General features: G+C 63.3%; 22 protein-coding genes. 8 read left to right on the top strand and 14 right to left on the bottom strand.

The genetic code is table 11. The annotated features are described in order from the left end of the window. Positions 1 to 82: 82 nt before the first annotated feature. The 5 genes from ABVN19_RS21885 to ABVN19_RS21865 are packed head-to-tail and all read left to right on the top strand — an operon-like array spanning position 83 to position 5,100. Positions 83 to 535 carry a MarR family transcriptional regulator gene (locus ABVN19_RS21885; protein ID WP_028943802.1) on the top strand — a complete coding sequence of 151 codons (453 nt, stop codon included), beginning with the start codon at positions 83 to 85 and terminating at the stop codon, positions 533 to 535. Then, positions 532 to 2,622, top strand: a complete 2,091-nt coding sequence (locus ABVN19_RS21880) for an FUSC family protein (RefSeq protein ID WP_105641837.1) — start codon at positions 532 to 534, stop codon at positions 2,620 to 2,622. Before ABVN19_RS21885 ends, ABVN19_RS21880 begins: the two co-directional genes overlap by 4 nt. Further along, a complete protein-coding gene (locus ABVN19_RS21875) occupies positions 2,619 to 2,831 on the top strand; it encodes a DUF1656 domain-containing protein (protein WP_028943804.1) in 213 nt (70 codons plus the stop codon). The genes ABVN19_RS21880 and ABVN19_RS21875 overlap by 4 nt, the downstream gene beginning before the upstream one ends. Further along, positions 2,828 to 3,703: an HlyD family secretion protein gene (locus ABVN19_RS21870; protein WP_028943805.1), complete on the top strand. Its 876-nt coding sequence runs from the start codon at positions 2,828 to 2,830 to the stop codon at positions 3,701 to 3,703. Before ABVN19_RS21875 ends, ABVN19_RS21870 begins: the two co-directional genes overlap by 4 nt. Next, positions 3,700 to 5,100, top strand: coding sequence for an efflux transporter outer membrane subunit (locus tag ABVN19_RS21865; protein ID WP_028943806.1), 1,401 nt, complete (start codon positions 3,700 to 3,702; stop codon positions 5,098 to 5,100). The genes ABVN19_RS21870 and ABVN19_RS21865 overlap by 4 nt, the downstream gene beginning before the upstream one ends. A gap of 157 nt (positions 5,101 to 5,257) precedes the next feature. On the opposite strand, the gene ABVN19_RS21860 is transcribed toward ABVN19_RS21865, so the two are convergent. Next, positions 5,258 to 6,004, bottom strand: a complete 747-nt coding sequence (locus tag ABVN19_RS21860; RefSeq protein WP_028943807.1) for a slipin family protein — start codon at positions 6,002 to 6,004, stop codon at positions 5,258 to 5,260. Between the two features lie 2 nt (positions 6,005 to 6,006). Then, positions 6,007 to 7,380: a nodulation protein NfeD gene (locus tag ABVN19_RS21855; protein ID WP_028943808.1), complete on the bottom strand. Its 1,374-nt coding sequence runs from the start codon at positions 7,378 to 7,380 to the stop codon at positions 6,007 to 6,009. A 100-nt stretch (positions 7,381 to 7,480) separates the two neighbouring features. Between ABVN19_RS21855 and ABVN19_RS21850 the strand changes: the two genes are divergently transcribed. From ABVN19_RS21850 to ABVN19_RS21840, 3 genes are all read left to right on the top strand, one after another. Beyond that, positions 7,481 to 7,939: a YbaK/EbsC family protein gene (locus tag ABVN19_RS21850; protein WP_028943809.1), complete on the top strand. Its 459-nt coding sequence runs from the start codon at positions 7,481 to 7,483 to the stop codon at positions 7,937 to 7,939. 60 nt (positions 7,940 to 7,999) lie between these two features. Continuing rightward, positions 8,000 to 8,239, top strand: coding sequence for a DUF2789 domain-containing protein (locus ABVN19_RS21845; protein ID WP_028943810.1), 240 nt, complete (start codon positions 8,000 to 8,002; stop codon positions 8,237 to 8,239). A gap of 65 nt (positions 8,240 to 8,304) precedes the next feature. Next, positions 8,305 to 8,943: a hypothetical protein gene (locus tag ABVN19_RS21840; protein ID WP_028943811.1), complete on the top strand. Its 639-nt coding sequence runs from the start codon at positions 8,305 to 8,307 to the stop codon at positions 8,941 to 8,943. Between the two features lie 16 nt (positions 8,944 to 8,959). Here the strand turns inward: ABVN19_RS21840 and ABVN19_RS21835 are convergent, their stop codons facing one another. The 12 genes from ABVN19_RS21835 to ABVN19_RS21780 all read right to left on the bottom strand — a co-directional run bounded on the left by ABVN19_RS21835 (position 8,960) and on the right by ABVN19_RS21780 (position 21,611). Beyond that, on the bottom strand, positions 8,960 to 9,400 hold the full coding sequence (locus ABVN19_RS21835) for a CBS domain-containing protein (RefSeq protein ID WP_028943812.1): 441 nt from the start codon (positions 9,398 to 9,400) through the stop codon (positions 8,960 to 8,962). Positions 9,401 to 9,611: 211 nt separating this feature from the next. Beyond that, the gene (locus ABVN19_RS21830; RefSeq protein ID WP_105641891.1) at positions 9,612 to 10,058 is read right to left on the bottom strand and encodes a DUF805 domain-containing protein; all 447 of its coding nucleotides are present in this window, start codon (positions 10,056 to 10,058) and stop codon (positions 9,612 to 9,614) included. Between the two features lie 22 nt (positions 10,059 to 10,080). Then, complete coding sequence (locus ABVN19_RS21825) at positions 10,081 to 10,434, bottom strand: hypothetical protein (RefSeq protein ID WP_105641838.1); 354 nt, start codon at positions 10,432 to 10,434, stop codon at positions 10,081 to 10,083. A gap of 44 nt (positions 10,435 to 10,478) precedes the next feature. Further along, positions 10,479 to 12,335 (bottom strand): DUF3857 and transglutaminase domain-containing protein, encoded by a 1,857-nt coding sequence (locus tag ABVN19_RS21820; RefSeq protein ID WP_256585832.1) that lies wholly within the window; start codon positions 12,333 to 12,335, stop codon positions 10,479 to 10,481. Between the two features lie 73 nt (positions 12,336 to 12,408). Then, positions 12,409 to 13,683, bottom strand: coding sequence for a VWA domain-containing protein (locus ABVN19_RS21815; protein ID WP_028943814.1), 1,275 nt, complete (start codon positions 13,681 to 13,683; stop codon positions 12,409 to 12,411). A 12-nt stretch (positions 13,684 to 13,695) separates the two neighbouring features. After that, positions 13,696 to 14,916 (bottom strand): VWA domain-containing protein, encoded by a 1,221-nt coding sequence (locus tag ABVN19_RS21810; protein ID WP_028943815.1) that lies wholly within the window; start codon positions 14,914 to 14,916, stop codon positions 13,696 to 13,698. 47 nt (positions 14,917 to 14,963) lie between these two features. After that, positions 14,964 to 15,467, bottom strand: coding sequence for a hypothetical protein (locus ABVN19_RS21805; protein WP_028943816.1), 504 nt, complete (start codon positions 15,465 to 15,467; stop codon positions 14,964 to 14,966). Between the two features lie 9 nt (positions 15,468 to 15,476). Continuing rightward, the gene (locus ABVN19_RS21800) at positions 15,477 to 16,211 is read right to left on the bottom strand and encodes a hypothetical protein (RefSeq protein ID WP_028943817.1); all 735 of its coding nucleotides are present in this window, start codon (positions 16,209 to 16,211) and stop codon (positions 15,477 to 15,479) included. 32 nt (positions 16,212 to 16,243) lie between these two features. Continuing rightward, a complete protein-coding gene (locus tag ABVN19_RS21795; protein ID WP_177431052.1) occupies positions 16,244 to 17,692 on the bottom strand; it encodes an SUMF1/EgtB/PvdO family nonheme iron enzyme in 1,449 nt (482 codons plus the stop codon). A gap of 91 nt (positions 17,693 to 17,783) precedes the next feature. Next, positions 17,784 to 19,007, bottom strand: coding sequence for an FtsX-like permease family protein (locus ABVN19_RS21790; RefSeq protein ID WP_028943819.1), 1,224 nt, complete (start codon positions 19,005 to 19,007; stop codon positions 17,784 to 17,786). Next, complete coding sequence (locus ABVN19_RS21785) at positions 18,991 to 19,689, bottom strand: ABC transporter ATP-binding protein (RefSeq protein ID WP_105641839.1); 699 nt, start codon at positions 19,687 to 19,689, stop codon at positions 18,991 to 18,993. Before ABVN19_RS21785 ends, ABVN19_RS21790 begins: the two co-directional genes overlap by 17 nt. 5 nt (positions 19,690 to 19,694) lie before the next feature. Further along, the gene (locus ABVN19_RS21780) at positions 19,695 to 21,611 is read right to left on the bottom strand and encodes a vWA domain-containing protein (RefSeq protein ID WP_245219067.1); all 1,917 of its coding nucleotides are present in this window, start codon (positions 21,609 to 21,611) and stop codon (positions 19,695 to 19,697) included. Positions 21,612 to 21,629: the final 18 nt, after the last annotated feature.

The raw sequence follows: 21,629 nt of genomic DNA, 5'->3' as shown, positions 1-21,629 counted from the left end.
TCTGCCAGGCTTGACGCCGGGGGTGGGGGAAGAAGTATATTGATAGTTAGCAAACTATGAATATAGCGACGACCTTCCTTCCATGACTTTAGATGCACTGCAGCAGAACATCAGCAGCGGTATGGTGGTGGCCGGTCGGCACTGGCGGCGGATCTGCCAGACGACCCTGGCCGGCTACGGTATTTCCGAAGCCTGTGCCATGCCGTTGCTGATGATCGTGCGCCTGGGCGATGGCGTGCATCAGGTGGCGGTGGCCCAGGCCGCAGGGCTGGAAAGCCCGTCATTGGTACGTCTGCTCGATCAGCTGTGCAATGCCGGGTTCGTCTGCCGCAGTGGTGATCCGGTGGACCGCCGCGCCAAGGCCTTGAGCCTGACCCCAAGCGGCCGGGTACTGGCCGAGGCCATCGAAGGCGAACTGGTACGCCTGCGCCGCGAGGTGCTGCAAGGCATCGACGAAGCGGACCTATTGGCCACCTTGCGTGTACTGCGCGCCTTTGAAGCCGCTGCCCAACGTACCCCGGGCGTACCGTCATGAAGGGCTTCTTCAGCACCCTGCCGCCGGCCCGCGACTGGTTCTATGGCGTACGCACCTTCGCCGCCTCGATGATCGCCCTGTACATCGCCTTGCTCATGCAGCTGCCTCGTCCTTATTGGGCCATGGCCACGGTGTACATCGTCTCCAGCCCCTTTGTCGGTCCCACCAGTTCCAAGGCGCTGTACCGTGCCATGGGCACCTTGCTGGGAGCAGCGGGGGCGGTTTTCCTGGTGCCGTTGCTGGTGCAGACGCCAGTTCTGCTGACCATTGCGATCGCTCTGTGGACCGGCACTTTGTTGTTCCTTTCGCTGCATTTGCGTACGGCCAACAGCTATGCCCTGATGCTGGCTGGCTACACCTTGCCGATGATCGCCCTGCCAGTAGTCGATGACCCGCTCAGGGTGTTCGACATCGCTTCGTCTCGTGCCCAGGAAATCTGCCTGGGCATTGTTGTTGCGGCCGTGGTGGGCGCCATTTTCTGGCCGCGTAGGCTGACCCCGGTAGTCGTGGGAGCCACGGGCAACTGGTTCAACGAAGCGATCCGTTACAGCGATACCTTTCTTGCTCGCACGGCCTCGCCCGAAACCGTCGGCAGCCTGCGTGCCTCGATGGTCACCACCTTCAACTCGCTGGAGCTGATGATTGGCCAGTTGTCCCACGAAGGTGCCCGCCCGCAGACGGTGAAAAACGCTCGCGAGCTGCGTGGCCGGATGATCCACCTGTTGCCGGTGGTCGACGCCCTGGACGATGCCTTGCTGGCCCTGGAAGCCCGCGCGCCGGTGCAGGCCGAACAGCTCAAACCCGTGCTGGAGCAGGCTCGAGAGTGGCTCCAAAGCACTGCCAGTGATGCCGCACCGAGTCGCTGGTCGACCTTGCGCGCACAGCTTGAACACCTGCAGCCCAGCGCCATGGACCTCGACGAACGTGCCTCGCTGTTGTTGTCCAACGCGCTGTACCGCCTGGTCGAGTGGGTCGACCTCTGGCAGGACTGCTGTAGCCTGCAGCATGCCATCCGCAATGAAGACCTCTCGCCCTGGCGTGCGGTGTACCGGCACTGGCGCCTGGGTCGGTTGACGCCGTTCTTCGACCGTGGGCTGATGCTCTACTCGGTGTTCTCCACCGTCACCGCGATCATAGCCGCCACCACCTTGTGGATCTTATCGGGCTGGAACGATGGCGGCAGTGCGGTGATTCTCGCCGCCGTGGCCTGCAGCTTCTTCGCTGCCATGGACGACCCGGCGCCGCAGATCTACCGATTCTTCTTCTGGACGGCGGCGTCGGTGGTATTTGCCAGCCTCTATCTGTTCCTGGTGCTGCCCAACCTGCATGACTTCCCGATGCTGGTACTGGCTTTCGCCGTGCCGTTCATCTGTGTGGGAACCCTGACCGTACAGCCGCAGTTCTACCTCGGCACCTTGCTGACCATCGTCAACACCGCCTCGTTCATCAGCATTCAGGGGGCCTACGACGCCAACTTCCTGACCTTCGTCAACTCCAACCTGGCGGGGCCGGTAGGATTGCTGTTCGCCTTTATCTGGACCCTGGTCATGCGCCCGTTCGGTGTGGAGCTGGCAGCCAAGCGCATGACTCGCTTCAGTTGGCGCGACATCGTTGGCATGACCCAGCCGGCCTCCTTGGCCGAGCATCGGCGGTTGGGTGTGCAGATGCTCGACCGTCTGATGCAGCACCTGCCGCGTCTGATCCAGACCGGCCAGGACACGGGTACCGCCCTGCGCGACCTGCGCGCCGGCCTGAACCTGCTCGACCTGCTCGCGTACATGCCGCGGGTAGGCGTGCAGCCACGGCAGTTGCTGCAACAGGTGGTGGAGGAGGTGGGGGAACACTTCCAGGCCTGCCTGGACGCCCGTCGCCGCCTGCATGTGCCGCCTGCGTTGCTGCAGAGCATGGAACGCGCCCGCCGCGCCCTTAACCTCAACGACCTGGCCGACAGCGCCGAAGCCCGTGTTCACCTGCTACACGCCTTGAGCGGCCTGCGCCTGGCGCTGCTGCCGGGCGTCGAAGTGGTGCTGGAGCCCTCCGACGATCAGCCGCAACTCCCCTATGGCATCGATGGAGCGCCCCTGTGATCGGTGAACTGGATATCAGCGGGGTTTTCCTGCCTACGCTGCTGGTGATGATGGTCCTGACCTACCTGTTGTTTCTCGGGGTACACGCCGTACTCACCCGTGTGCATTTCTACCGCCTGGTCTGGCACCGGGCGTTGTTCAACGTTGCGCTCTACGCCGTGCTGCTCGGCACGGTCGACCACTTTTGCCGAAACCTGATGCTGCCATGAAAAAACCCTTGTTGACCCTGGGCCGCGTGGTCCTGACCCTGCTGGTAGTGACCCTGGCGACCGTACTGGTCTGGCAGATGGTCATGTACTACATGTTTGCCCCCTGGACCCGCGACGGGCATATCCGCGCCGACGTGATCCAGATCGCCCCCGACGTGTCCGGACTGATCCAGCAGGTCGAGGTGCGCGACAACCAGGTGGTCAAGCGCGGCGACGTGCTGTTCACCATCGACCAGGACCGCTTCAAGCTGGCCCTGCGGCATGCCCAGGCCACCCTGGCCGAGCGCAAGGAAACCCTGGCCCAGGCCAGTCGTGAAGCCCGCCGAAACCGTGGCCTGGGTAACCTGGTGGCGCAGGAACAGTTGGAAGAGAGTCAGTCCCGCGAGGCGCGGGCGCAGTCGGCGCTGGCCGAGGCGCAGGTGGCGGTGGATGCGGCGCAGTTGAACCTGGACCGATCGGTGGTGCGCAGCCCGGTAGAGGGTTACCTGAACGACCGTGCGCCACGCCCTCATGAGTTCGTCAGCGTGGGCAAGCCGGTGCTCTCGGTGGTCGACAGCAACTCCTACCATGTGGATGGCTACTTTGAGGAAACCAAGCTGTCGGGCATCCACATCGGCCAGGCGGTGGATATCCGCGTGATGGGCGACAGCACTCGCTTGCGCGGTCATGTGCAGAGCTTTGCCGCCGGCATTGAAGACCGCGACCGCAGCAGCGGCGCCAACCTGCTGCCCAACGTCAATCCAGCCTTCAGCTGGGTGCGCCTGGCCCAGCGGATTCCGGTACGGATCGCCTTCGACGAAGTGCCGGCCGACTTTCGCATGATCGCCGGGCGTACTGCGACGGTGTCGATCATCGATGGTAAAGACCAATGAAACGCCTGTCGCTACTGGGCCTGAGCCTGATGCTGTCGGCCTGCCAGATGGTCGGGCCGGACTACAAGGTGCCTGAGCAGGCGGCGGTCCAGCGCCCCGACCTGCAAGGCGAGCTGCGCCAGGATGCCGATAGCGTGGTGTCGGCGCCGGTGCCCAGGGACTGGTGGCGTTTGTACAAGGATCCGCGTCTCGACACCCTGGTCAGCCAGGCCCTGGCCGCCAACACCGAATTGCGTGTGGCGGCCGCCAACATTGCCCGTGCCCGCGCACAGGTTGAAGTGGCCGAATCCCAGGGCGGGTTCAATGGGGGTGTGAAGCTCGGTGCCCAGCGATTGCAGGAGTCCGGCGAAGCTTTCCTGCAGCCTGAGAAAGTGCCGGTGGCCAACATCGGCGAGGCGATTATCAGCGCCTCTTACCAGTTCGATCTGTGGGGCACCCTCAAGCGCGGCGTCGAAGCCGCCCAGGCCAATGCCGATGCCACCCAGGCCGCGGCCGATACCGCACGCATCACCGTGGTGGCCGATGTGGTCCGCGCCTACACCCAGGTGTGTGCGGCCAACGAGGAGTACCACATCGCCCGCGAGTCCCTGGACCTGCAGGAGCAAAGCGTGAACCTGACCCAGCGCCTGCGCGACGCCGGGCGCGGCGACGAAACCCAGGTGACCCGTTCGCAGACCCAGTTCAAGTCGTTGCGTGCCGAGCTGCCTCGTTACCAGGCAGCGCGCGAAGCCGGCCTGTATACGCTGTCGATGCTGCTGGCCCAGCCGGTTGACCAACTACCAGCGGGTACCGCCGACTGCGCGGAACTGCCGCATATTGCGCAGGTACTGCCGGTGGGTGATGGTGCCGCGTTGCTCAAGCGCCGCCCGGATATCCGTCAGGCCGAACGCGGCCTCGCCGCTGCCACGGCGACCATTGGCGTAGCCACGGGTCAGCTGTACCCGGATATCAGCATCGGCGCCCAGGTGGGCACCATCGGTATTCTGGAGAACCTAGGCGAACCGGCGACCAACCGCTGGGGCTTTGGCCCGCTGCTGACCTGGACCGTGCCGACCAACGGTTCGCGAGCACGTATCCGCCAGGCCGAAGCCTCGACCCAGGCGGCGCTGGCGCATTTTGACGGGGTGGTACTCAACGCCATCCGTGAAACCCAGACCAGCCTGGCCAAGTACAGCGCCTTGCTGGAGCGCCGTGACGCCCTGGCCGACGCCGAACGATCGGCGCAACTGGCGGCAGACCAGACCCACCGCTTCTACAAGGCCGGGCGTGAGTCGTTCCTGGCGGATCTGCAGGCTACGCGTACCTACACCGACATGCGCGCGCAACTGGCCATGGCCAATACCCAGGTGGCAATGGGGCAGATCGGGTTGTTCCTGGCCCTGGGTGGTGGTTGGTAATTGTCTGTGCAAGACAGCTACTCGCCTTTGGCGACTGCTGCGCAGTCGATCACAGCCTCGTTCGTCGCCAGCGGCTACAGGTTGCCCGTGTAGCCGCTGGCGACGGCCTGTGAGCGACCGCGTAGCGGTCGTGGTTCAAGACAGTTGCTCCCACAGGTCACTTGTCCACAAAGCCCTTGAGCATCTCGATCGGCAACGGAAACACGATGGTCGACGACTTGTCCCCGGCGATGCTGCCCAGGGTCTGCATGTAGCGCAGCTGCATGGCCCCCGGCTGGCGCCCAAGCATCTCGGCCGCTTGCATCAGCTTCTCCGACGCTTGCAGTTCACCTTCGGCATGGATCACCTTGGCCCGTCGTTCACGTTCGGCCTCGGCCTGGCGGGCTATGGCGCGAATCATCGATTCGTTGAGGTCCACATGCTTGATCTCGACGTTGGCCACCTTGATGCCCCAGGCATCGGTCTGTGCATCGAGCACCTGGCGGATATCGAGGTTCAGGCGTTCGCGCTCGGCCAGCAATTCATCCAGCTCATGTTTGCCCAGCACCGCGCGCAAGGTGGTCTGGGCCAGTTGGCTGGTGGCCATGAGAAAGTCCTCGACCTGAATGATCGCCTTCTGCGGGTCCAGCACGCGAAAGTACAGCACGGCATTGACCTTCACCGAGACGTTGTCGCGGGTAATCACGTCCTGCGGCGGCACGTCGAGCACCACGGTGCGCAAGTCCACCCGGACCATCTGCTGGATGCCCGGAATCAGCAGCACCAGCCCCGGCCCCTTGACCCGCCAGAAGCGCCCGAGCTGGAACACCACGCCACGCTCGTACTCGCGCAGGATGCGAAACGCCGACAGCAACAGCACTGCGATCAATGCCAGCAATGCCCCGAAGCCCAGTTCGAAAAACATGCTCAATCTCCTTGCACCACAGCATCTGCCGCAGCGCTGACGTCCAGAAGTACGCCCTTGCGTGAGATCACCCGGACGCGTTGTCCCACTTGCAGTGGTGTCTGACACTGGGCCTGCCACTGCTCACCCTGCGCCTGAACAGACCCGATGAACGGGTCGCTGTCGTTCACGGCCATTACCGTAGCCAGGCTGCCGACCAGCCCGGCATCACCGCTGACCAGCGCACGCTTGCGCGCTCGCATGGCCATGCCCAGCACGCCGCCGAGCAGCAGCGCCGAGAACAGGGCCAGGAACAGGATCAACGGCAAGGGGATGCCGAAACCGGGAACGTCGGTGTCCATCAGGATCACTGCACCCACCACGAAGGCGACGATGCCACCAAAGCCGACCACGCCAAAGCTGGGCATGAACGCCTCGGCAACCATGAAGGCCACGCCAAGCAGTATCAGCCCGGCCCCGGCATAGCTCACCGGCAACAGTTGCAAGGCATACAAGGCCAGTAACAGGCAGATGCCGCCGATCACCCCGCCAACGCCGGAGCCTGGGCTCATGAACTCGAACATCAGGCCGTACACACCAATCATGATCAGAATCAGCGCCACGCTTGGGTTGGTGATAACTGCCAGCAGGCGTGTACGCCAGTCGGGTTGACGTTCGATCACCGGCGCGGTGGCGGTATCGAGTTGCACCGTTTGTCCGGCCGCCTCCAGCGTCTTGCCGTCGAGCTGACGCAGCAGGTCGGGCAGGTCGTTGGCGACTCGGTCGATCACTTTCAGGCGCAGGGCTTCGCTGGCGGGCAAGCTCACGGCTTCACGCACCGCCTGCTCGGCCCAGTCGGCGTTGCGCCCGCGCAGTTGGGCCAATCCACGGATGTAGGCCGCCGCGTCGTTGACTTGTTTACGGGTCAGGGTGTCTTGATCGCTCTGCGGGGCCTGCTTGTCCCCGGTTGGTGCCGCTGGTGGGGCAGCCGGGCCGGGCAGGCCGCCGATCTGCACGGGCGTGGCGGCGCCCAGGTTGGTGCCCGGGGCCATGGCCGCCACATGGCTGGCATAGAGGATGTAAGTACCGGCGCTGGCGGCCCGGGCACCACCGGGGGCGACAAAGCTTGCCACCGGGACTGGGCTGGCGAGGATCGCCTTGATGATCTCGCGCATCGAGCTGTCGAGCCCGCCTGGGGTGTCGAGACGGATCACCACCAGCTGCGCCTGCGCGCCAGTGGCATGGTCCAGACCACGGATCAGGTAGTCGGCACTGGCCGGACCAATGGCACCGTTGATACTCAATACCAGCACCGGCTGGCCGGGCGCAGCCTGGCTGCCCGTGAGCCCGCCGAGCCACAGCAGCAGTAGCAGGTACCGACACCAACGCGCGATCACCTGAATTCACCCGGTTTGTGCGTGTCTACTAAGTTTAGTCCGCAGCCCTGGGCAGCACGGCCTAAACTTCAGAAGTGGGGGGCTAAACCGGAGGTGCATCATGCGTATGGCAAAAACGCTGCAGCAATGCCTGGACAAGGCCGGCTGCGACTACGACATCGTTCCTCACGCGCACTCATCCACCAGCCTTGAGTCGGCACGCATGGCAGGAGTGCCCGCCGAGCGGGTAGCCAAGTCGGTCATGCTCGACGACCGCCACGGCAACTACCTGATGGCCGTGCTACCGGCCAACCGTCACCTGGACATGAGCAAGGTACAGGCCACCGGCCAGTGGCACATGACCTCGGAAAGCAACCTGCCTCACCTGTTTGGCGATTGCGAGCGCGGTGCCATCCCGGCGATGGGCGATGCCTACTCGATCAAGATGCTGGTCGACCCTACCCTTACCCGCCAGGGCGACATTTACGTCGAGGCCGGCGATCACGACCACCTGATCCACATGAATATGGCGCAGTACTTGAAACTGGTGCCGAGCGCCGAAGTGCGCGAGGTTTGCTGATGATCAACCCACTGCCAGGCTGGCGTCGTGGATGCCCGGCCTGGCTCGAAGGAGTGTCCCATGGAAGCACCCAACCACAAGTTCTCTGAATTGTTCAAACAGCTGGGCCTGCCCGACGATCCGATCGGTATCGACCAGTTCATTACCAGCCATTCGCCGCTCAAGGGCGACATAAAACTGGTGGATGCGCCGTTCTGGACACCGGCCCAGAAGGCCTTTCTGCAGGAGAGCGTGAACGAGGATGCCGACTGGGCGGTGATGTTCGACCAGCTCAACGAGGCCCTGCGAAATAAACGCTGAGCGGCACCTGATACCGGCGTTCGGCGTTGCTATGCTCAAAAAAAAACAACAGGGGGATAGCGCCAATGAAAGATCCCTATGCCGTCGGTTTCTGGTGTGCCGTGACAGCCTTGGGGCTGCTGACTGTCGGTTATTTCTATGGTGTCAAACAGACCTACCAACTGCATCAGGCGATGGTGTTTCTCTATGCCGCCGGGGGCGTGATCGGGGCGCTTGCCTTGACTGCGCTGGCCTGGATTGCCTGGCAGCAGTTGCGGGTCAGCAAACGCCAACTGGCCCAGGGGCGTACGCTGGTCGCCATCTGGAACACCAAGGTGGCCCTGCGCCGGGTCGAGACCGTATTCGACCGTTACTTCTGGGGCAGCTACTGGCAACCGGGGCGGACTTTCCAGGAAGTCATGGGCGAGCTAGAAGGGACGCCACTGGAGCAAAGCCTCGAAGCCCTAAAACGCCAGTGCCGCGAGCTGGACAAGGAAACCCACGACCTGCGCCGCCACTGGCTGGACAATGCCCGAGAGCTGTCCACCGTTGCCACGGCGATGGCCCGCGAGCGGTACCAACTGGACTTGTGCGATTCACAGCAAAGCAGCGGCCGCGGGGGGGCGGTACTCAACCGCGATCTGGAAGTGCTGGTGTATACCTGGTCGGCACGTTTGCGCAGCTTCGACCACCAGCTCGACGAGCTGGAGGGCGAATACCGCTGAAGGAAGGCGCGGCCAGTCAATCGCCGCGAATGTACTGTTCCAGCTGCAGGATCATGTTGGCCTGCTCGGCGATGGCCTCTTTTACAAGGTCACCGATCGACAGCAGGCCCAGCAGCTCGCCGTTCTCCACCACCGGAAGGTGACGCAGGTGGCTGTTGGTCATCATGTTCATGCAGTACTCGATGTTCTGGTGCGGGTCCACCGTGATCACTGGCGCACTCATGATCGCGCTCACCGGCGTACCGACCGATGAGCGACCCTTGAGCACCATCTTGCGCGCATAGTCGCGCTCACTGACGATCCCCACCACATGCCCGCCCTCGACCACCGGCAGGGCGCCGACGTTCTTCTCGGCCATCAACTTGAGCGCATCGAGCACCATATGGTCGGGGCCAATGGTATGCACCTGATGGTGCTGCTGGGCTTTGGTTTTTAGAAGCTGTGCCACGGTTTTCATAGAGGCCTCTGCAATGCTGGACGTTGATGACGGCAGATACCTACAGAATCGTGTACAGATGGCTACAGGGCAAGGGAGAAAGCGTCATCGATGCGATTGAAAAACGTCATGGTCACTAGGCGGGTACCCGTGTCTGGCATTGCACATGACGGCCCCCCAAAAAAAAGCGGCCTGTACAGGCCGCTTTTGCACCAGCTGAATCCGTTGTCGATCAATCAATACCCTTCGGGTTCGGGCCGAAGCGGTTTGGTCCGGGCGTGCTGTCCATCACCAGGAAGATGATGTTGACGAAGGGAACCAGCAGCCACCAGCCGCGGTGGTCGGTATCGTGCATCCGCCGAATACCCACGGTGATGCCTGGTATCAGCATGGCGAAGCTGTACAGGGTCGATGTAATGCCGCTGCTACCGAGCAGCCCCTCAAAAAAGCCGATACCCATGGCTACCAGCAAGTTGATGAGGAAAAACATCCAGTATTCTTTCCGGCGCGCGCGCCCGGAAATCACGAAATACTTCTTCAGCACTTCGAAATACCAGTTGCCATTGGCCGCCGGCGCAGACGCCGACTGGGCAGCGACTACGCCTTGTGGTGCTCCACACTGTGGGCATGTCAGCGCAGTGTTATGGATCTCTTTGGCGCAACCCCGGCAAAAAACCATATTCATTTGTTATCCCTCACAGTTAGATGACAGCTTTTCCAATCAACCCGCACAATGAAACACCCGACAGAACAACCCCGGCAGTGGCCCAATTGCTACCCGCAGTACGGCGCACAATGCTCAGGGTGCCGAGCACCAGACCTGTTGCTGCAATCATCCCCAGCGCGGCAAAAGTCGTCTGGCTCCATGGGGATACATCGAATAGCGATGCTGTACAAACAATACCGGACATCAGTGACAGGATGCCCATCCACGCAGACCCTGTGCGCGAGGCCTGAAAACTGTTTGCAGGCCCCTTGCGCGCACCACAGTGTGGACAACTCGCAGCGGCTTCATTCATTTGCCTGGCGCAACCGCGGCAAAGAACCATTGCCATGACAACTCCTGTTTAACCCACAACCAGTGTTCGGGCGTTAGATCTCAACTCTTATGCACGATGATCTGACTGTTCAGGTCATTGAGCATGGCGTCTACCACAGGCTTCATCTTCTCGTAGTCGGTAACGCTGCAGACCGCCTTGGGGTAGTGGAAGTCCATGCGGCGTTTGACCACCACACTGTTGCCTTGCTGGGTGTACTCGGCGGTGTAGTCAATGAACGCGTCTTTGAGTGTCACCGACTTTGGCGCGGCCAGAATCTTCACATCCGCCGGGAATTCGTAGCGTGCCTGCTCCTCGTTCACCCCCGAAATACAGGTAAAGGGCTGGGTGCGCTGCTTCTCGGCAACAAAGCCGAACACGTTCTGGGCGATGCCGCCAGCCAGGCTGGTGAGGGTGGGCACACCGATCGGACCGGGCAGGTTGGCCAGGTTTTCACTGCGGCCGGTGATCTGCACTTCAAACGCGCCGCTGCCTTCCAGGTCGCCGCTGTTGGTCTTGCCGCTACCGGTCTGGCCGTAAGCCGCGAGGATCTGCTGGACCATCAGGTCGCGCTGGGCCGGGGTCATGTTGCGAACGCCCCAGCGGTTGAGCTCTGCCGCCCAGCCGTCGATCTTCGAAACATGCTGGAAGTCAGCGGCGCCGCTGTTGGCCACGGTGAAGGTGGTGCTGTTCTCGACCTTGCTCTGTTGGGTGGCCGGGGTGTGACCCAGGGTGCCTGTGCGAGTGAGCAGGGTGGGTTTGTCCAGTACCGGAACCGGCAGGTAACCGCTGGCGATGGACTCGACGGTGGAGTCCAGGTACAGGTTCTGGCTCGGGAGGTAGGTGATTACATGGTTGATCACCCCCAGGGTCGGTACCTTGGGCAGGGCAAAGGCATTGCCCAGGTTGATCAGTGCCGGGGTGCTGTCGATGTCCACCGCCGCCAGCAGGGCTTCGAGCAGGGCGACATGGTCCTTGCAGTCGCCGTAGCGGTTGCTCAGTACAGTATCGGCCGCATGGGGCACAACACTGCCGGCGCCGATGTACACCGCCACATAGCGAATGTTGCGACGCACCCAGTCGCCCAGGGCCAGGGCCTTGTCCCGAGGGTTGTCGAGCTTGGCGGTCAGCGACTGGGCCAGTTCACGGATGGCCGGGGTGACTTCGGGCTTGGCCCGCTCGGCATAGGCCTTGGCGAACGCGCTGTAGTCATCGAAGGTCGAGACGGCCAGGTACTTGCCGTAGTCCGAGTACGCCACGGCGCCCATTTCGATACGGGCATTGTCGCCCTGCACATAGTCCCACTGGTACACGGTACGTCCACCAGCGGTCTTGGGCGGCTTGGCCTTGAAGCCCCTGGCGTCGGCGTGCAGCTTGAGGTTCGCCGGCAGGTCGTAGATCTGGGTGAACTGCTGGGTGGGATGGAACTGCGGCATCGCCAGGTCTTCGAACTGGCCGGGGAACAGCGGCGTCTTGCGCTGCTTCTTGACGTTCAGCACCAGCCGGTCGCCCACCGCCACTTCCGGGAAGATCACCACCTTGACCAGGCTGTCATGGAACATCGGCGCCTGTGCCGATTGTTGTTCCTGCTGTTCCTTGATCTGCTCGGCGCTGACCACCACCTTGCGGCCGTCGGGCTTCTGGGTATAGGCCTGGACCACCTCGAGGGTTTCCAGGGTGCGGTTATAGTACAGCGAATGCTGGGCGCGGTACTGGATGGCGCGCTCTTCGTTGATGAGCGTGACCAGCTCCTGCGTGGTCTCGAAGCTGCCGTCTTCGGCAACGACGGTGCGTTGAATATCCTTTTCAATGGTGACGGAGGGGTCGGTGCCATCATCCTTGGCCTGGGCCAGGGTGAACATGAACAGACAGCAAAACATCCCGACCACACGGGCCGGGATCCAAGCGAGGTGTTTCATAAAGATCCTTCTCTTGCTGAGGAATTCCAGCGGACCGATAAGCTTAATGCGAATCAGTCCGCTGTATTTTGCCTCAATTGCACCCGGATGCGCTGGAAACCTCCTGGCTCGCCTGCTGCAACGCGGCTGCCACCGCGGCGGCATCGTTGGCGGTGTATACCCGGCCACCGGTGTTTTCGGCCGCGCAGTTGGAGCCGGAGCTGGCGCTGATGTTGACGATATTGATGCGCAGCCGAGGTTGTAGCGCGGCAATCTGGCGTGACACGGCACATACGCTTTGCCCACAGCTGTCGCTGCCGTCGACGAACATGATGATCATCCCGTCGCGGTCACGGCCGTTCATTTTTGCGGCGGCCGCTTCCAGGCTGATGCCCAGCGCGGTCCCGCCCTGGGGTTGCAACTGATCGATGCGCTGGGTCAGGTCGCTACGCTGCGTGGGTTCGAACACCCCATGGTCCACGGGCGTGCGGCAGCCGTCGAAGGTCACCAGGCGCATGTCGATGCCCTGGTCCAGGTTCTGGATCACGGTCGTGAGCGAGCTTTTGGCGACATCCATGCGCGAGACGCGCTGGTTGGTGTCGTAGGGCAGGAACTCCTCCACCAGCGGTACCTGGCGCAGCAAGGTGATGTACCACGCTTCGTTTTCACGCTTGATGCGAATTCGCTCATCCATCGACCCCGAGGTGTCGAGCACCACGGCAAACTCCGAGGCCTGGAAATTGCCGCCCGGTGTGCAGACCTGGGCTTGTGGGGTGAGGCTTGTCCACAGTTGGCGCAACGACGGCCACCACAGGTACAAGCCGTAGAGCAGGGCGAGCAGCAACAGGCCCAGCAGCCAAGGCCACAGTACCAGCGGGCGACGCGCACGCACCGGGCGGGGCGGCGGTGGTGCTGGGGCGGGCCTGGGCGCGGCAACAGGCGGCGCGGGTGGCCTGGATGCAAGCGGTACTGGCGCGGGTTGTGGCTGGCCCCAGCGCACCACCAGCGGCTCGCCATTGATGCTGTACAGGTTGTTCAGGTCCGGGGCGCCGATCAGTTTGTTCAGCGCCTGGGCCGCCGCGCCCTGACCGCGTCGGTCGAGCTCCTGGGCCAGTTGCTGGACTGCCGCCTGGCGTTCTTCATAGCGCTGCAGCAGCGCTGCTTGCTGTTGGCGTTCGAGGCTGGCGTAGAGGTGCGGCTGGCCTTCCAGCGCTGTCCACCACTCCAGCACCCCGTCACGGCCCTGGCGCGGTATGGCATAGAGGTGGGCGATGCTCGGCGGAAAGTGCTGGCGAATGTGTCCCACCGTCTGCTCAAGCGCTGCTGCGGCGTCCTGGTTGGCCTGGGTGTCGCGGAGTACGCGTTGCATGGCTTCGATTCCCTAGTCGCACGTGGCCGTGCTGGACACATCCTGGCTGGCCCCTTCCAGGGCCACCGCCAATTGCGAAGCATTGTTTGCCGAGTAGACGCGACCACCGGTGCTGTCGGCGATGCAGTCGGCCAGGCTGTTGTTGCTGATGTTGATCAGGTTGACCTTCAGCCGCGGTTGTTCGCGGGCAATGCGTTGCGCCACCTCGCAGACGTTCTGGCCGCAGCCGTCTGCGCCGTCGACGAACATCACGATCACGCCATCGCGCTCGCGACCATCCATGCTGTGTGCGGCCGCCTCAAGGCTGGCACTCAGTGCCGTGCCATCGTTGGCCACCAGCCCCTGGATGCCCTGGATCAGCGCCGGGCGTTGGGCAAGGTTGAACACACCATGGTCAACCGGAGTGCGGCAGCCGTCGAAGGTCACGATGCGCATGTCGATGGCCGGGTGCAGGTCATTGACCATTTGCGTCAGCGACTGCTTGGCCACCTCCATGCGCAGCGGCGCGCGAGTGATGCGGGCCAGGTGCTCAAGGTCCCGTGCCGGGTTGTCCTGGTTCTCGAAGAACCACTTTTCATCTTCCAGCGTGGCATCGACGCTCAGTTGCATGGAGCCCGAGGTATCCAGCACCACCGACAACTGCGGTGGTTGCACCTGGGGATCCTTGACGCAGGCAAAGGGCTTTGCCGGTTCGCTGTGGAGCCAGCGTTGCAGGTACGGCCAGCCAAACCACAACGCCGCCAGCAGTGCCAGTAACGCCAGCAGCGGCAGCAGGAACCACGGCAGCCAGATCCACCTGCGGCGCGTCCTGGCCACGGGAGGAGCCGCTGGCGGCACCACCGCCGCAGGTTCGCCCCAGCGCACCAGCAGCGGGTAGCCATTGACGCTGTAGAGGTTGTTCAGGTCGGCCGGGCCTATCAGGCGGCGCAACGCCGAGGCGTCGCTGGCCTGGCCGCGGTTTTCCAATTCGCTGGCCAGTTGGCGCAGGGCATCCTGGCGTTGCTCGTAAAGGCTCAACAATGTCGCTTGCTGCTCGGCGCCAAGCTCGCCAAACAGGCGCGGCTGCCCCTCAAGCTCCGTCCACCATTCCCGGGCGCCGTCCTTGCCCGTGCGCGGCAAGGCATATAACTGGGCAACGCTGGGGGGAAAGTGCTTGGTGATGATCGCGACTGTCTGTACGAGCGCGGCCAGGCCGTCGTGGTCCGGCCCGGCATCACGGGTAACCCGTTGCATGGTGGTGTCCTGAAAAAAGATCGGCAGCCGAAGCTGCCGAGGGAGGCTTACTCGTAACCCAGGCTCAACTGCAGGCGACTGACCTGCTGCTGCAGCGTCTTGAGCTGCTGCTTGCGAGCTTCGATCTGTGCGTTGCTGGCATTGCTCGCCGGTGCGCGCTGGGCAGCCTTGAGCTGTTGCTCCAGCCCGGCGATCTGCTGCTGCACATCACCCTTGTTGGCGTGTTGGGCCTTGAGCGTGCTCAGCAAACCGTTCAGCGACTTCTCCAGGCTGGCCTGCTGGCGTTGCTGGGTGGCCAGGTCCTGGCGCGTGGATGCCTGCAGGGCGCTGAGCTCGTCAAACACCTGGTTGAACTGGCGGTTCTGCTCGCGGGCGGCGACCAGGTCCTGTTCGCTGTTGTGAACCTGCTCGGCATAGCCGCCGCCATAGTCGCAGTTGAGCTTGCTGACCAGGCTGGCGCTGCTGTCGGCGGCGTTGCACTGCGAGGCGGTGGTGGTGCAGCCGGCCAGGACCGTCAGCACCAGGGCGCAAAGGCCAATTCGTACGAACATGGAGTGTCCTCAGCCCAGGGTGATTGCCGAGCGCTGGCTGTAGAGGCCGTCGACCTCCTGCTGCAGCGACGCGACCTTGTTGTTCATCTTGGCAATCTCGGCCTCGACCTTCTGCACCTCAGCCTGGCTGGTACCGCTGCTACGCTCGGCCTGGGCGACCTTCTCGAACTCCGTGACGCGAGACTGCATATTGCCCAGGTCCCTGCGCATCAGGACGATGTTCTTGTCGATATTGGCGATGTCCTGCTGGGCCTTGGCCTTGTCCACCGACTTGGCCTTGATGGCGCGCTGGATGTCGGCGATCTGCTGTTTGTCGTCGTTGATCACCCGCTGCAGGGTGTTGGTGCGCTCGGCGACCTTGGCGGTCTCTTTCTGTACGTCGGCGGTCATTACATTGAGGCGCTGGGTGGTATCGGCGTACTTGGCGCGGCGGTCATCCAGGTAATAGTTGGCGCCCATGGCCACGCCACAGGCGGCAAGGCCGGCTGCAGCAGCACAGGCCACCTTGTTGCCCGAGTTGGACAGGGTGCAAATGAGGATGCCACCGGCGGCGGCAACGGCGCAGGCCTGGTAGCCCGAGGCACTGAAGAACTTGGCGTCGGTACTTTCGGTCAGGCGCGGGTCAGCGGTGCCTGGCGAGCTGTCTTTGGTAAACGGGCTGCCAGTGCTGGCGCAACCGCTCAGCACCAGGCTCACCGCCATCATCAGACCGATCCATACCCGGGTAATACCTGGCTTGTTCATGTTCACGTTCGCTTTCCTTGTTCGCGGTTGGTTCAGTGGCTCACGGCCTTGCAGCTGTTGAGCCAGGCGTTGATGTCGATTTTCTGGGACTTGAGGAACGCCGCCTGGTTGGCCCAGTGGGTCTTCAGGTAGGGTGTCAGTTCGCTGAGGTTCTTGTTGGCGGTCAGCACGCCTTCGAGTACCGGAACCTGAGCCTCCAGCAGGGACTGGCCATAGAGCGAACCCGAGTCCACCAGGGAGCTTGCGTAGTAGCGACTGAGCTTGTGCAGGCGATCGCCTTGCTCGTCCAGCTTGGTCTTGCGCATGCCGCAGGTCGGGTCTTCTTCACCGGCCTTGCAGTTGGCGGCGTAGTTCTTCTGCAAGAAGTCCAGGTACTGGCCGTCATCGAGCATCTTGGTGCAGAGGAAGGCGCCCAGATTGAGGCTGGCACGGATCGCCTGGTCACGGGCTTCCTGCTGCTGCTGGTTGCTGGCGCGAAGCTGGTTTTCCACGGTCTTGAGCTGATCCTTCAGGCCCTGGTCCTCGACGCTGGAGGCCAAGTCTTCCAGGGCTTTGACGGTGCCCTTGTCTTTCGGGTCGGTGGACGGCTGATCGTTACCCAGCGTGCTCCAGCTCTTCTCGATGCTGTTGACCCGCTCGCGGGAAGTCAGGGTCGGCGACACCAGCGCCAGGCGCACGCCATTGGTTTTCTTGGTCACTGGGCCCTGGTCGTTGTAGTAGGGCTCTTCCTGGCGCAGGGCGGTACGCAACTGGCCTTCGGCGGTCAGGTAGTTGCCGCCGCGCACTACATAGCCGCCGGCCTGGCCGTGCTGGCGGTCAAGTTTGTTCAGGCGGAAGGGTTCGAACATCATCTCGCTGGCGTTGCCGAGCATGTCGTGCAGGCCCAGCGGGTTAGGCTTGAGCAGGCCGCTGAGCTGCAACTTGCCGTTGGCCGATTGCGCACCGGCGAACCATTCGTAGGCGTTCAAGCCCTCGGGCATCGGGTAGCGACCGTCACGGAATTCGGCAGTGCTGACTTGCAGGCCGCCACGGGCGGCGAACTCCCACTCGGTTTCGGTGGGCAGGCGCAAAAAGCCCTGGGCGCCGTCTTCGCTCGGCAGCTTGGCGGCGGCATTGGCACGCAGCCAGCGGTTGTATTTGTCGGCGGCCTGCAGGGCATCCAGCCAACTGATCGACACCACCGGCAGGCGCAGCTTGTTGGACGGGGCAGGGCAGCTTTCGTCCATCAGGGCCTTGTATTGCAACTGGGTCATCTCGTACTTGGCCATCAGGTAGTAGCGAGACTTGTCACCCTTGGCGCTGGTGAAGCTGCCGGAGATAAAAGCCGGGCGCGTCTGTTCCACGTAGCCGAATTCGGCGCTGTCCTGGCCGATGTTGATCGGGTAGTCATCCAGGGGGCCGGCCAGCGGGATCAGCACCTTGCGAAACACCATCGCGCCTTCACAGGGCATTGGCAGCACCACATCATCGGCTTCGGGCATCGGGTTGAAGTGCTTGTCTTCCCAGGCCGCGGCCGAAGCGTTGAGCAGGTAGCCAAAACCAAGGGGTACAAACAGAAGACGGCAGCAGGCTTTAAAGCTCACGCAAACTCTCCGCAGGTTGAATGCTGATGGCCCGAAGGGCACCGATCAAGGCGACCAGGGCTGCGACCAGAAAGGCCAGGAGCAAGGCCACGAGGCCATGCCAGACAGTGATATGACAAACGAACGTGCCGGTGGCCTGGCTGCTGCCCAACAACTGGTCGAACAGCAGGCTGCCGACGAAGTAGCTGCCCAGCCCGCCCAGGTAGCCAACGGCACTGAGCAACAGCGCCTGCAGCACGACATAACCGGCTACCGCTGCGCTGCCAAACCCGAGCAGTCGTAGCACCGCCAGGTTGCGTCGCTTGCGGTCGATATTGGCCAGAAAGGCGCCCACCAGCGAGGCGATGCAACCGATCAGGGCCGCGCCGGCAATGACCCCGAAGATCAGCCCCAGTACATGGTTGATCGCCTTGACGCTGTCGATCTCGGCCAAGCGGCTACTGGTTTCGATGCGTTGCTCATTGAGCCAGCGCTCCAGCGGTTCGACGCTGTCGATATCGCGTGCATACAGGCGGGCGCGGGCATAGCCCAGCTTCACGCCGTCCATGGGTTTGCCGGTGAGGCTGCCTAGGCCGGCGACTTGATAGCCATCGCGATAATACTCAAGGTCCAGCAGCAGCTCGGGGCTGACGAATGCCGCAGGGCGTGCAAAGCGCGCCGGTTCCAGCACCGCCAGCACCTGCAGGGTGCGTTCACCGCGCTCGTTGGCGCCGTCCATGCGTCGCGCAACGCGCAGGCGCACGCTGTCGCCGGCCTTGGCCGAGAGACGCTCGGCAGCGCGGGCACTGAGAATCACCTGGCCGCCCACCAGCGCACTCAAGGACGACTTGAGCAATGGGTCGTTTGCCTGGGTGGGGATGACCTCGACGTTTTCGGCAAAGCGGCCGCGCTCACCGAGCAGGTCGGCCTGGGTATTGAGCGAGCGGGTCTGGCCAATGGCGAATGCGACTTCAGGTCGCTGGCGCAGTTGTTCAAGCCAGTCGCGGTCGTAGTGGCCGCTGCTGAGCATCTTGATTTCCAGGTTGCGCGGGTCGCTCAGCAGCTCCTCCTGCAGTTGGCTGACCACCCCGTGCTTGAGTCCGAACAGCAGCAGCAATGGGGCGATCACCGCCACCAACGAAGCGGCCATGCACAAGGTGACCTTGCGGTCGTGCCAGAGGTCGGCCAGCGACAGCTGGACCAGCAGGCCGAGGCGCCTATGCCAGGGGTTCAAAGCGTGTCTCTCCTTCGCCGTTGACCGCGCCCAGGCGCGGCAGGCCGAACTGCTCGATCAAGGGCCAGTCGTGCGATACCACCAGGGCGCTGAGGCCCAGCTCGCCGACCAGGTTGAGCAACAGCTCGAACAGGCGCCGGGCGTTGTTCGGGTCCAGGGCTGCGGTGGGCTCGTCGGCCAGTAGCACGCGTGGTTCATGGGCAATTGCCCTTACGCACGCCACCCGCTGGCGTTCACCGATGGACAGGGCCTGCGGCAGCTTGTCGAGCAACGGCCCCAGGCGCAGCGCCTCGACGGCCTTGTCGACCGCCTGGCTGTGGCGGCTGAGCCCGAGCATGCGCCGCGGCAGCTGGATGTTGTCGCGTACAGTCAGGAACGGCAGCAGGCCGCCGTTCTGCAGCACGAAGCCCAATTGCTGCGAGCGCACGGCGGCGAGCTCCGGTTGCCGGTCTTCGGCCAGCAATTGGCCGACGTCCAGTGCCTGCGGGCCCAGGTGGTAGTGGTCCAGTGACTGCGGTGCCAGCAACAGGCCGATGGCTTCGAGCAGGGTGCTCTTGCCGCAGCCGCTTTCGCCGGTGATCGCGCAGATCTCGCCCTGGCGCAGCGTGAGCGCGTCGAGCCTCACCCGGTGGGCGTGCGGGCCTTGCCCGCGCACCACCAGCAGTCCTTTGATATCGAGCATGGGGCTCAGGGCATCATTTCAAGCGGAACGGGGTAGACGTTGTCGCGGCTGTCGCTACCGGGTGCCAGCGCGACCCAGCGGTCCACATCGGCGTTATAGCGCTGGTAGTGGCGCAGCTTGGTGCTCAGGTTGCGGATGAATTTTTCCTGGGCCAGGCCGTCCAGGCCTTTCCAGGTCTCTTCATCCAGGTTGAGCACTTCGCTCTGGTACGGCAGGTCTTCCAGGTACTCGCCCAGCACGCCCAGGTCGGCCACGCGGGTGGTCGAGCCTTGCTTGAGCTGGTTGGGATCGGCGCCCATGGTCGCGGCCACCGAGCGCAGGCGGGTGAACATTTCGCTCGGCGAGATCATGCCTTCGTTGGCGGCATCGACGATTTGCTTGAGCACATCGCTCAAATCGCTGAGCTGGGCCTTGGTCAGCAGCACCCGCACATCGGTAGTCGGCAGGTTCTGCTTGATCAGGTCACGGTCGCTGATCCAGGCCTGGAACACCGGGGGGGCCTGGGTGCCGGTGGTCTTGCCCAGGTAGGCCAGTTGCATGGCGTGGCCGATCAGGGCGGCATCTTCGAGCATCTTCTGCTCGGCTGGGTCAGCCTTGGCGTTGGTGGCACTGCCGATGGCATCTTCCCCCAGGTAGGCCGACTTCACCTGCTGGGTGATGGCGGCCGCCAGGCCATCGACCTTGCGGCCGAAGGCTTCGACATCGCCGGCATTGACCGGGTAGTAGAGCGACGTGTTGGTGCCCGGGTAGTTCGACAGGGTCCGGTACTGGGCTTCGGCACTGCTATGGTTTTTCATGCCGCTCGGGGTTTTCAGGTGCAGGGTGTAGAGGGCGACGCCAGGGTTGCTGGCTTCGATCTTCACCTGTTCTGCGCCAAGGCCCGTACCCGACAGTTTGTCGGTGCCGTCGATAGCACCGGCGTCGGTGATCAGCACCACATAGCGGGCGCCGAACTGGCTCCAGTCGACCTTGTCCACCGCGTGCATGACGCCGGCATAGGCGTCTTCATCGAAGGTCTTGCTCGACACCTTGGCCTGCTTGAGGTCAGCGACCTTGGCCATGAAGTCGGCGCCGTCCTTCACCGTGTTGGGGTCGGCGTACATCTTGCTCACGTACTCAAGCCCCGGCACGGCGGTGGTGCTGGAGCGGTAGGCGACCAGGCCGAACTTGACCTGCTTGCCCAGGTTTTCCTTCTCGATCTGTGTGTACACGCGCTTGATCGCTTCGCGGGTGCGATCAATGTACGGGTCCATGGAAATGGTCGAGTCGATGACGAACACCACCGCCGCGCTGAAGGCCTTCATCTGCGTCTTGGCGGCAACGGCGGTGTTGGTGGCTGGCGCGCTGCTGGCCGCATCGGCCTTGCTCACCGAGGCGACATTGAGAATGCGGGTACGGAAGCCTTCCTCGGTCATCACCTCTTCGCCACTGAGCACCGGCAGCAGGTAGAAGTTCTTTTGCAGGTCGACGAAGTACTCCGGCTCCTGGGCCAGTACGCCGGGTGCATCGGAGCCCTGCTTGAGCTTTGCCCGCAGTGGGGCGACCTGGCTGACCGGGTCCGGGGCATCGAGAATCCCTTCCAGCTGGCTACGCTCCTTGAAGAACATCAGACGGTCGCGGTTGGCCGGGTTGGTGAAGGCCAGGGTCAGCTGCATCTTCCATTCGACAGTGCAGTCGCCCGGCAACCAGCCGATGCTCTTGCCCTGGGTGTCCGGCCCGACGCGCAGCCACTCTTGGGTGCCGACGGTGCTGCGCTCGTAGACGTAGAAGCGGCTGAACGCCGGCTGGGCCGTGCCGGCAGCATCGCCTGCGGCGCTACCGAGCTTGCAGCTAGGGGTGGTCAGCACACGCTGGAACAGGGTTTTCTTGCCCGCTTGCAGTAACGGCTGGTCGGCCGCCTGCACGATGGGGCTCAGGCTCATGGCCAACAGGGCAGCGGC

The sequence above is a fragment of the Pseudomonas vranovensis genome (assembly GCF_040438935.1).
Taxonomy (GTDB): domain Bacteria; phylum Pseudomonadota; class Gammaproteobacteria; order Pseudomonadales; family Pseudomonadaceae; genus Aquipseudomonas; species Aquipseudomonas vranovensis.
The sequence above is the reverse complement of the archived record's forward strand: the minus strand, read 5'-3'. Positions and strand labels throughout refer to the sequence as shown.

Excerpts from the sequence above, each read along its gene's own strand:
- ABVN19_RS21845 (WP_028943810.1), top strand. The coding sequence starts at position 8,000 with ATGGAAGCACCCAACCACAAGTTCTCTGAATTGTTCAAACAGCTGGGC.
- ABVN19_RS21800 (WP_028943817.1), bottom strand. The coding sequence starts at position 16,211 with ATGAACAAGCCAGGTATTACCCGGGTATGGATCGGTCTGATGATGGCG.
- ABVN19_RS21830 (WP_105641891.1), bottom strand. The coding sequence starts at position 10,058 with ATGGTTTTTTGCCGGGGTTGCGCCAAAGAGATCCATAACACTGCGCTG.
- ABVN19_RS21880 (WP_105641837.1), top strand. The coding sequence starts at position 532 with ATGAAGGGCTTCTTCAGCACCCTGCCGCCGGCCCGCGACTGGTTCTAT.
- ABVN19_RS21865 (WP_028943806.1), top strand. The coding sequence starts at position 3,700 with ATGAAACGCCTGTCGCTACTGGGCCTGAGCCTGATGCTGTCGGCCTGC.
- ABVN19_RS21795 (WP_177431052.1), bottom strand. The coding sequence starts at position 17,692 with ATGCCCGAAGCCGATGATGTGGTGCTGCCAATGCCCTGTGAAGGCGCG.
- ABVN19_RS21840 (WP_028943811.1), top strand. The coding sequence starts at position 8,305 with ATGAAAGATCCCTATGCCGTCGGTTTCTGGTGTGCCGTGACAGCCTTG.
- ABVN19_RS21835 (WP_028943812.1), bottom strand. The coding sequence starts at position 9,400 with ATGAAAACCGTGGCACAGCTTCTAAAAACCAAAGCCCAGCAGCACCAT.
- ABVN19_RS21820 (WP_256585832.1), bottom strand. The coding sequence starts at position 12,335 with ATGAAACACCTCGCTTGGATCCCGGCCCGTGTGGTCGGGATGTTTTGC.
- ABVN19_RS21860 (WP_028943807.1), bottom strand. The coding sequence starts at position 6,004 with ATGTTTTTCGAACTGGGCTTCGGGGCATTGCTGGCATTGATCGCAGTG.
- ABVN19_RS21870 (WP_028943805.1), top strand. The coding sequence starts at position 2,828 with ATGAAAAAACCCTTGTTGACCCTGGGCCGCGTGGTCCTGACCCTGCTG.
- ABVN19_RS21885 (WP_028943802.1), top strand. The coding sequence starts at position 83 with ATGACTTTAGATGCACTGCAGCAGAACATCAGCAGCGGTATGGTGGTG.
- ABVN19_RS21810 (WP_028943815.1), bottom strand. The coding sequence starts at position 14,916 with ATGCAACGGGTTACCCGTGATGCCGGGCCGGACCACGACGGCCTGGCC.
- ABVN19_RS21785 (WP_105641839.1), bottom strand. The coding sequence starts at position 19,689 with ATGCTCGATATCAAAGGACTGCTGGTGGTGCGCGGGCAAGGCCCGCAC.
- ABVN19_RS21780 (WP_245219067.1), bottom strand. The coding sequence starts at position 21,611 with ATGAGCCTGAGCCCCATCGTGCAGGCGGCCGACCAGCCGTTACTGCAA.
- ABVN19_RS21825 (WP_105641838.1), bottom strand. The coding sequence starts at position 10,434 with ATGGCAATGGTTCTTTGCCGCGGTTGCGCCAGGCAAATGAATGAAGCC.
- ABVN19_RS21805 (WP_028943816.1), bottom strand. The coding sequence starts at position 15,467 with ATGTTCGTACGAATTGGCCTTTGCGCCCTGGTGCTGACGGTCCTGGCC.
- ABVN19_RS21815 (WP_028943814.1), bottom strand. The coding sequence starts at position 13,683 with ATGCAACGCGTACTCCGCGACACCCAGGCCAACCAGGACGCCGCAGCA.
- ABVN19_RS21850 (WP_028943809.1), top strand. The coding sequence starts at position 7,481 with ATGCGTATGGCAAAAACGCTGCAGCAATGCCTGGACAAGGCCGGCTGC.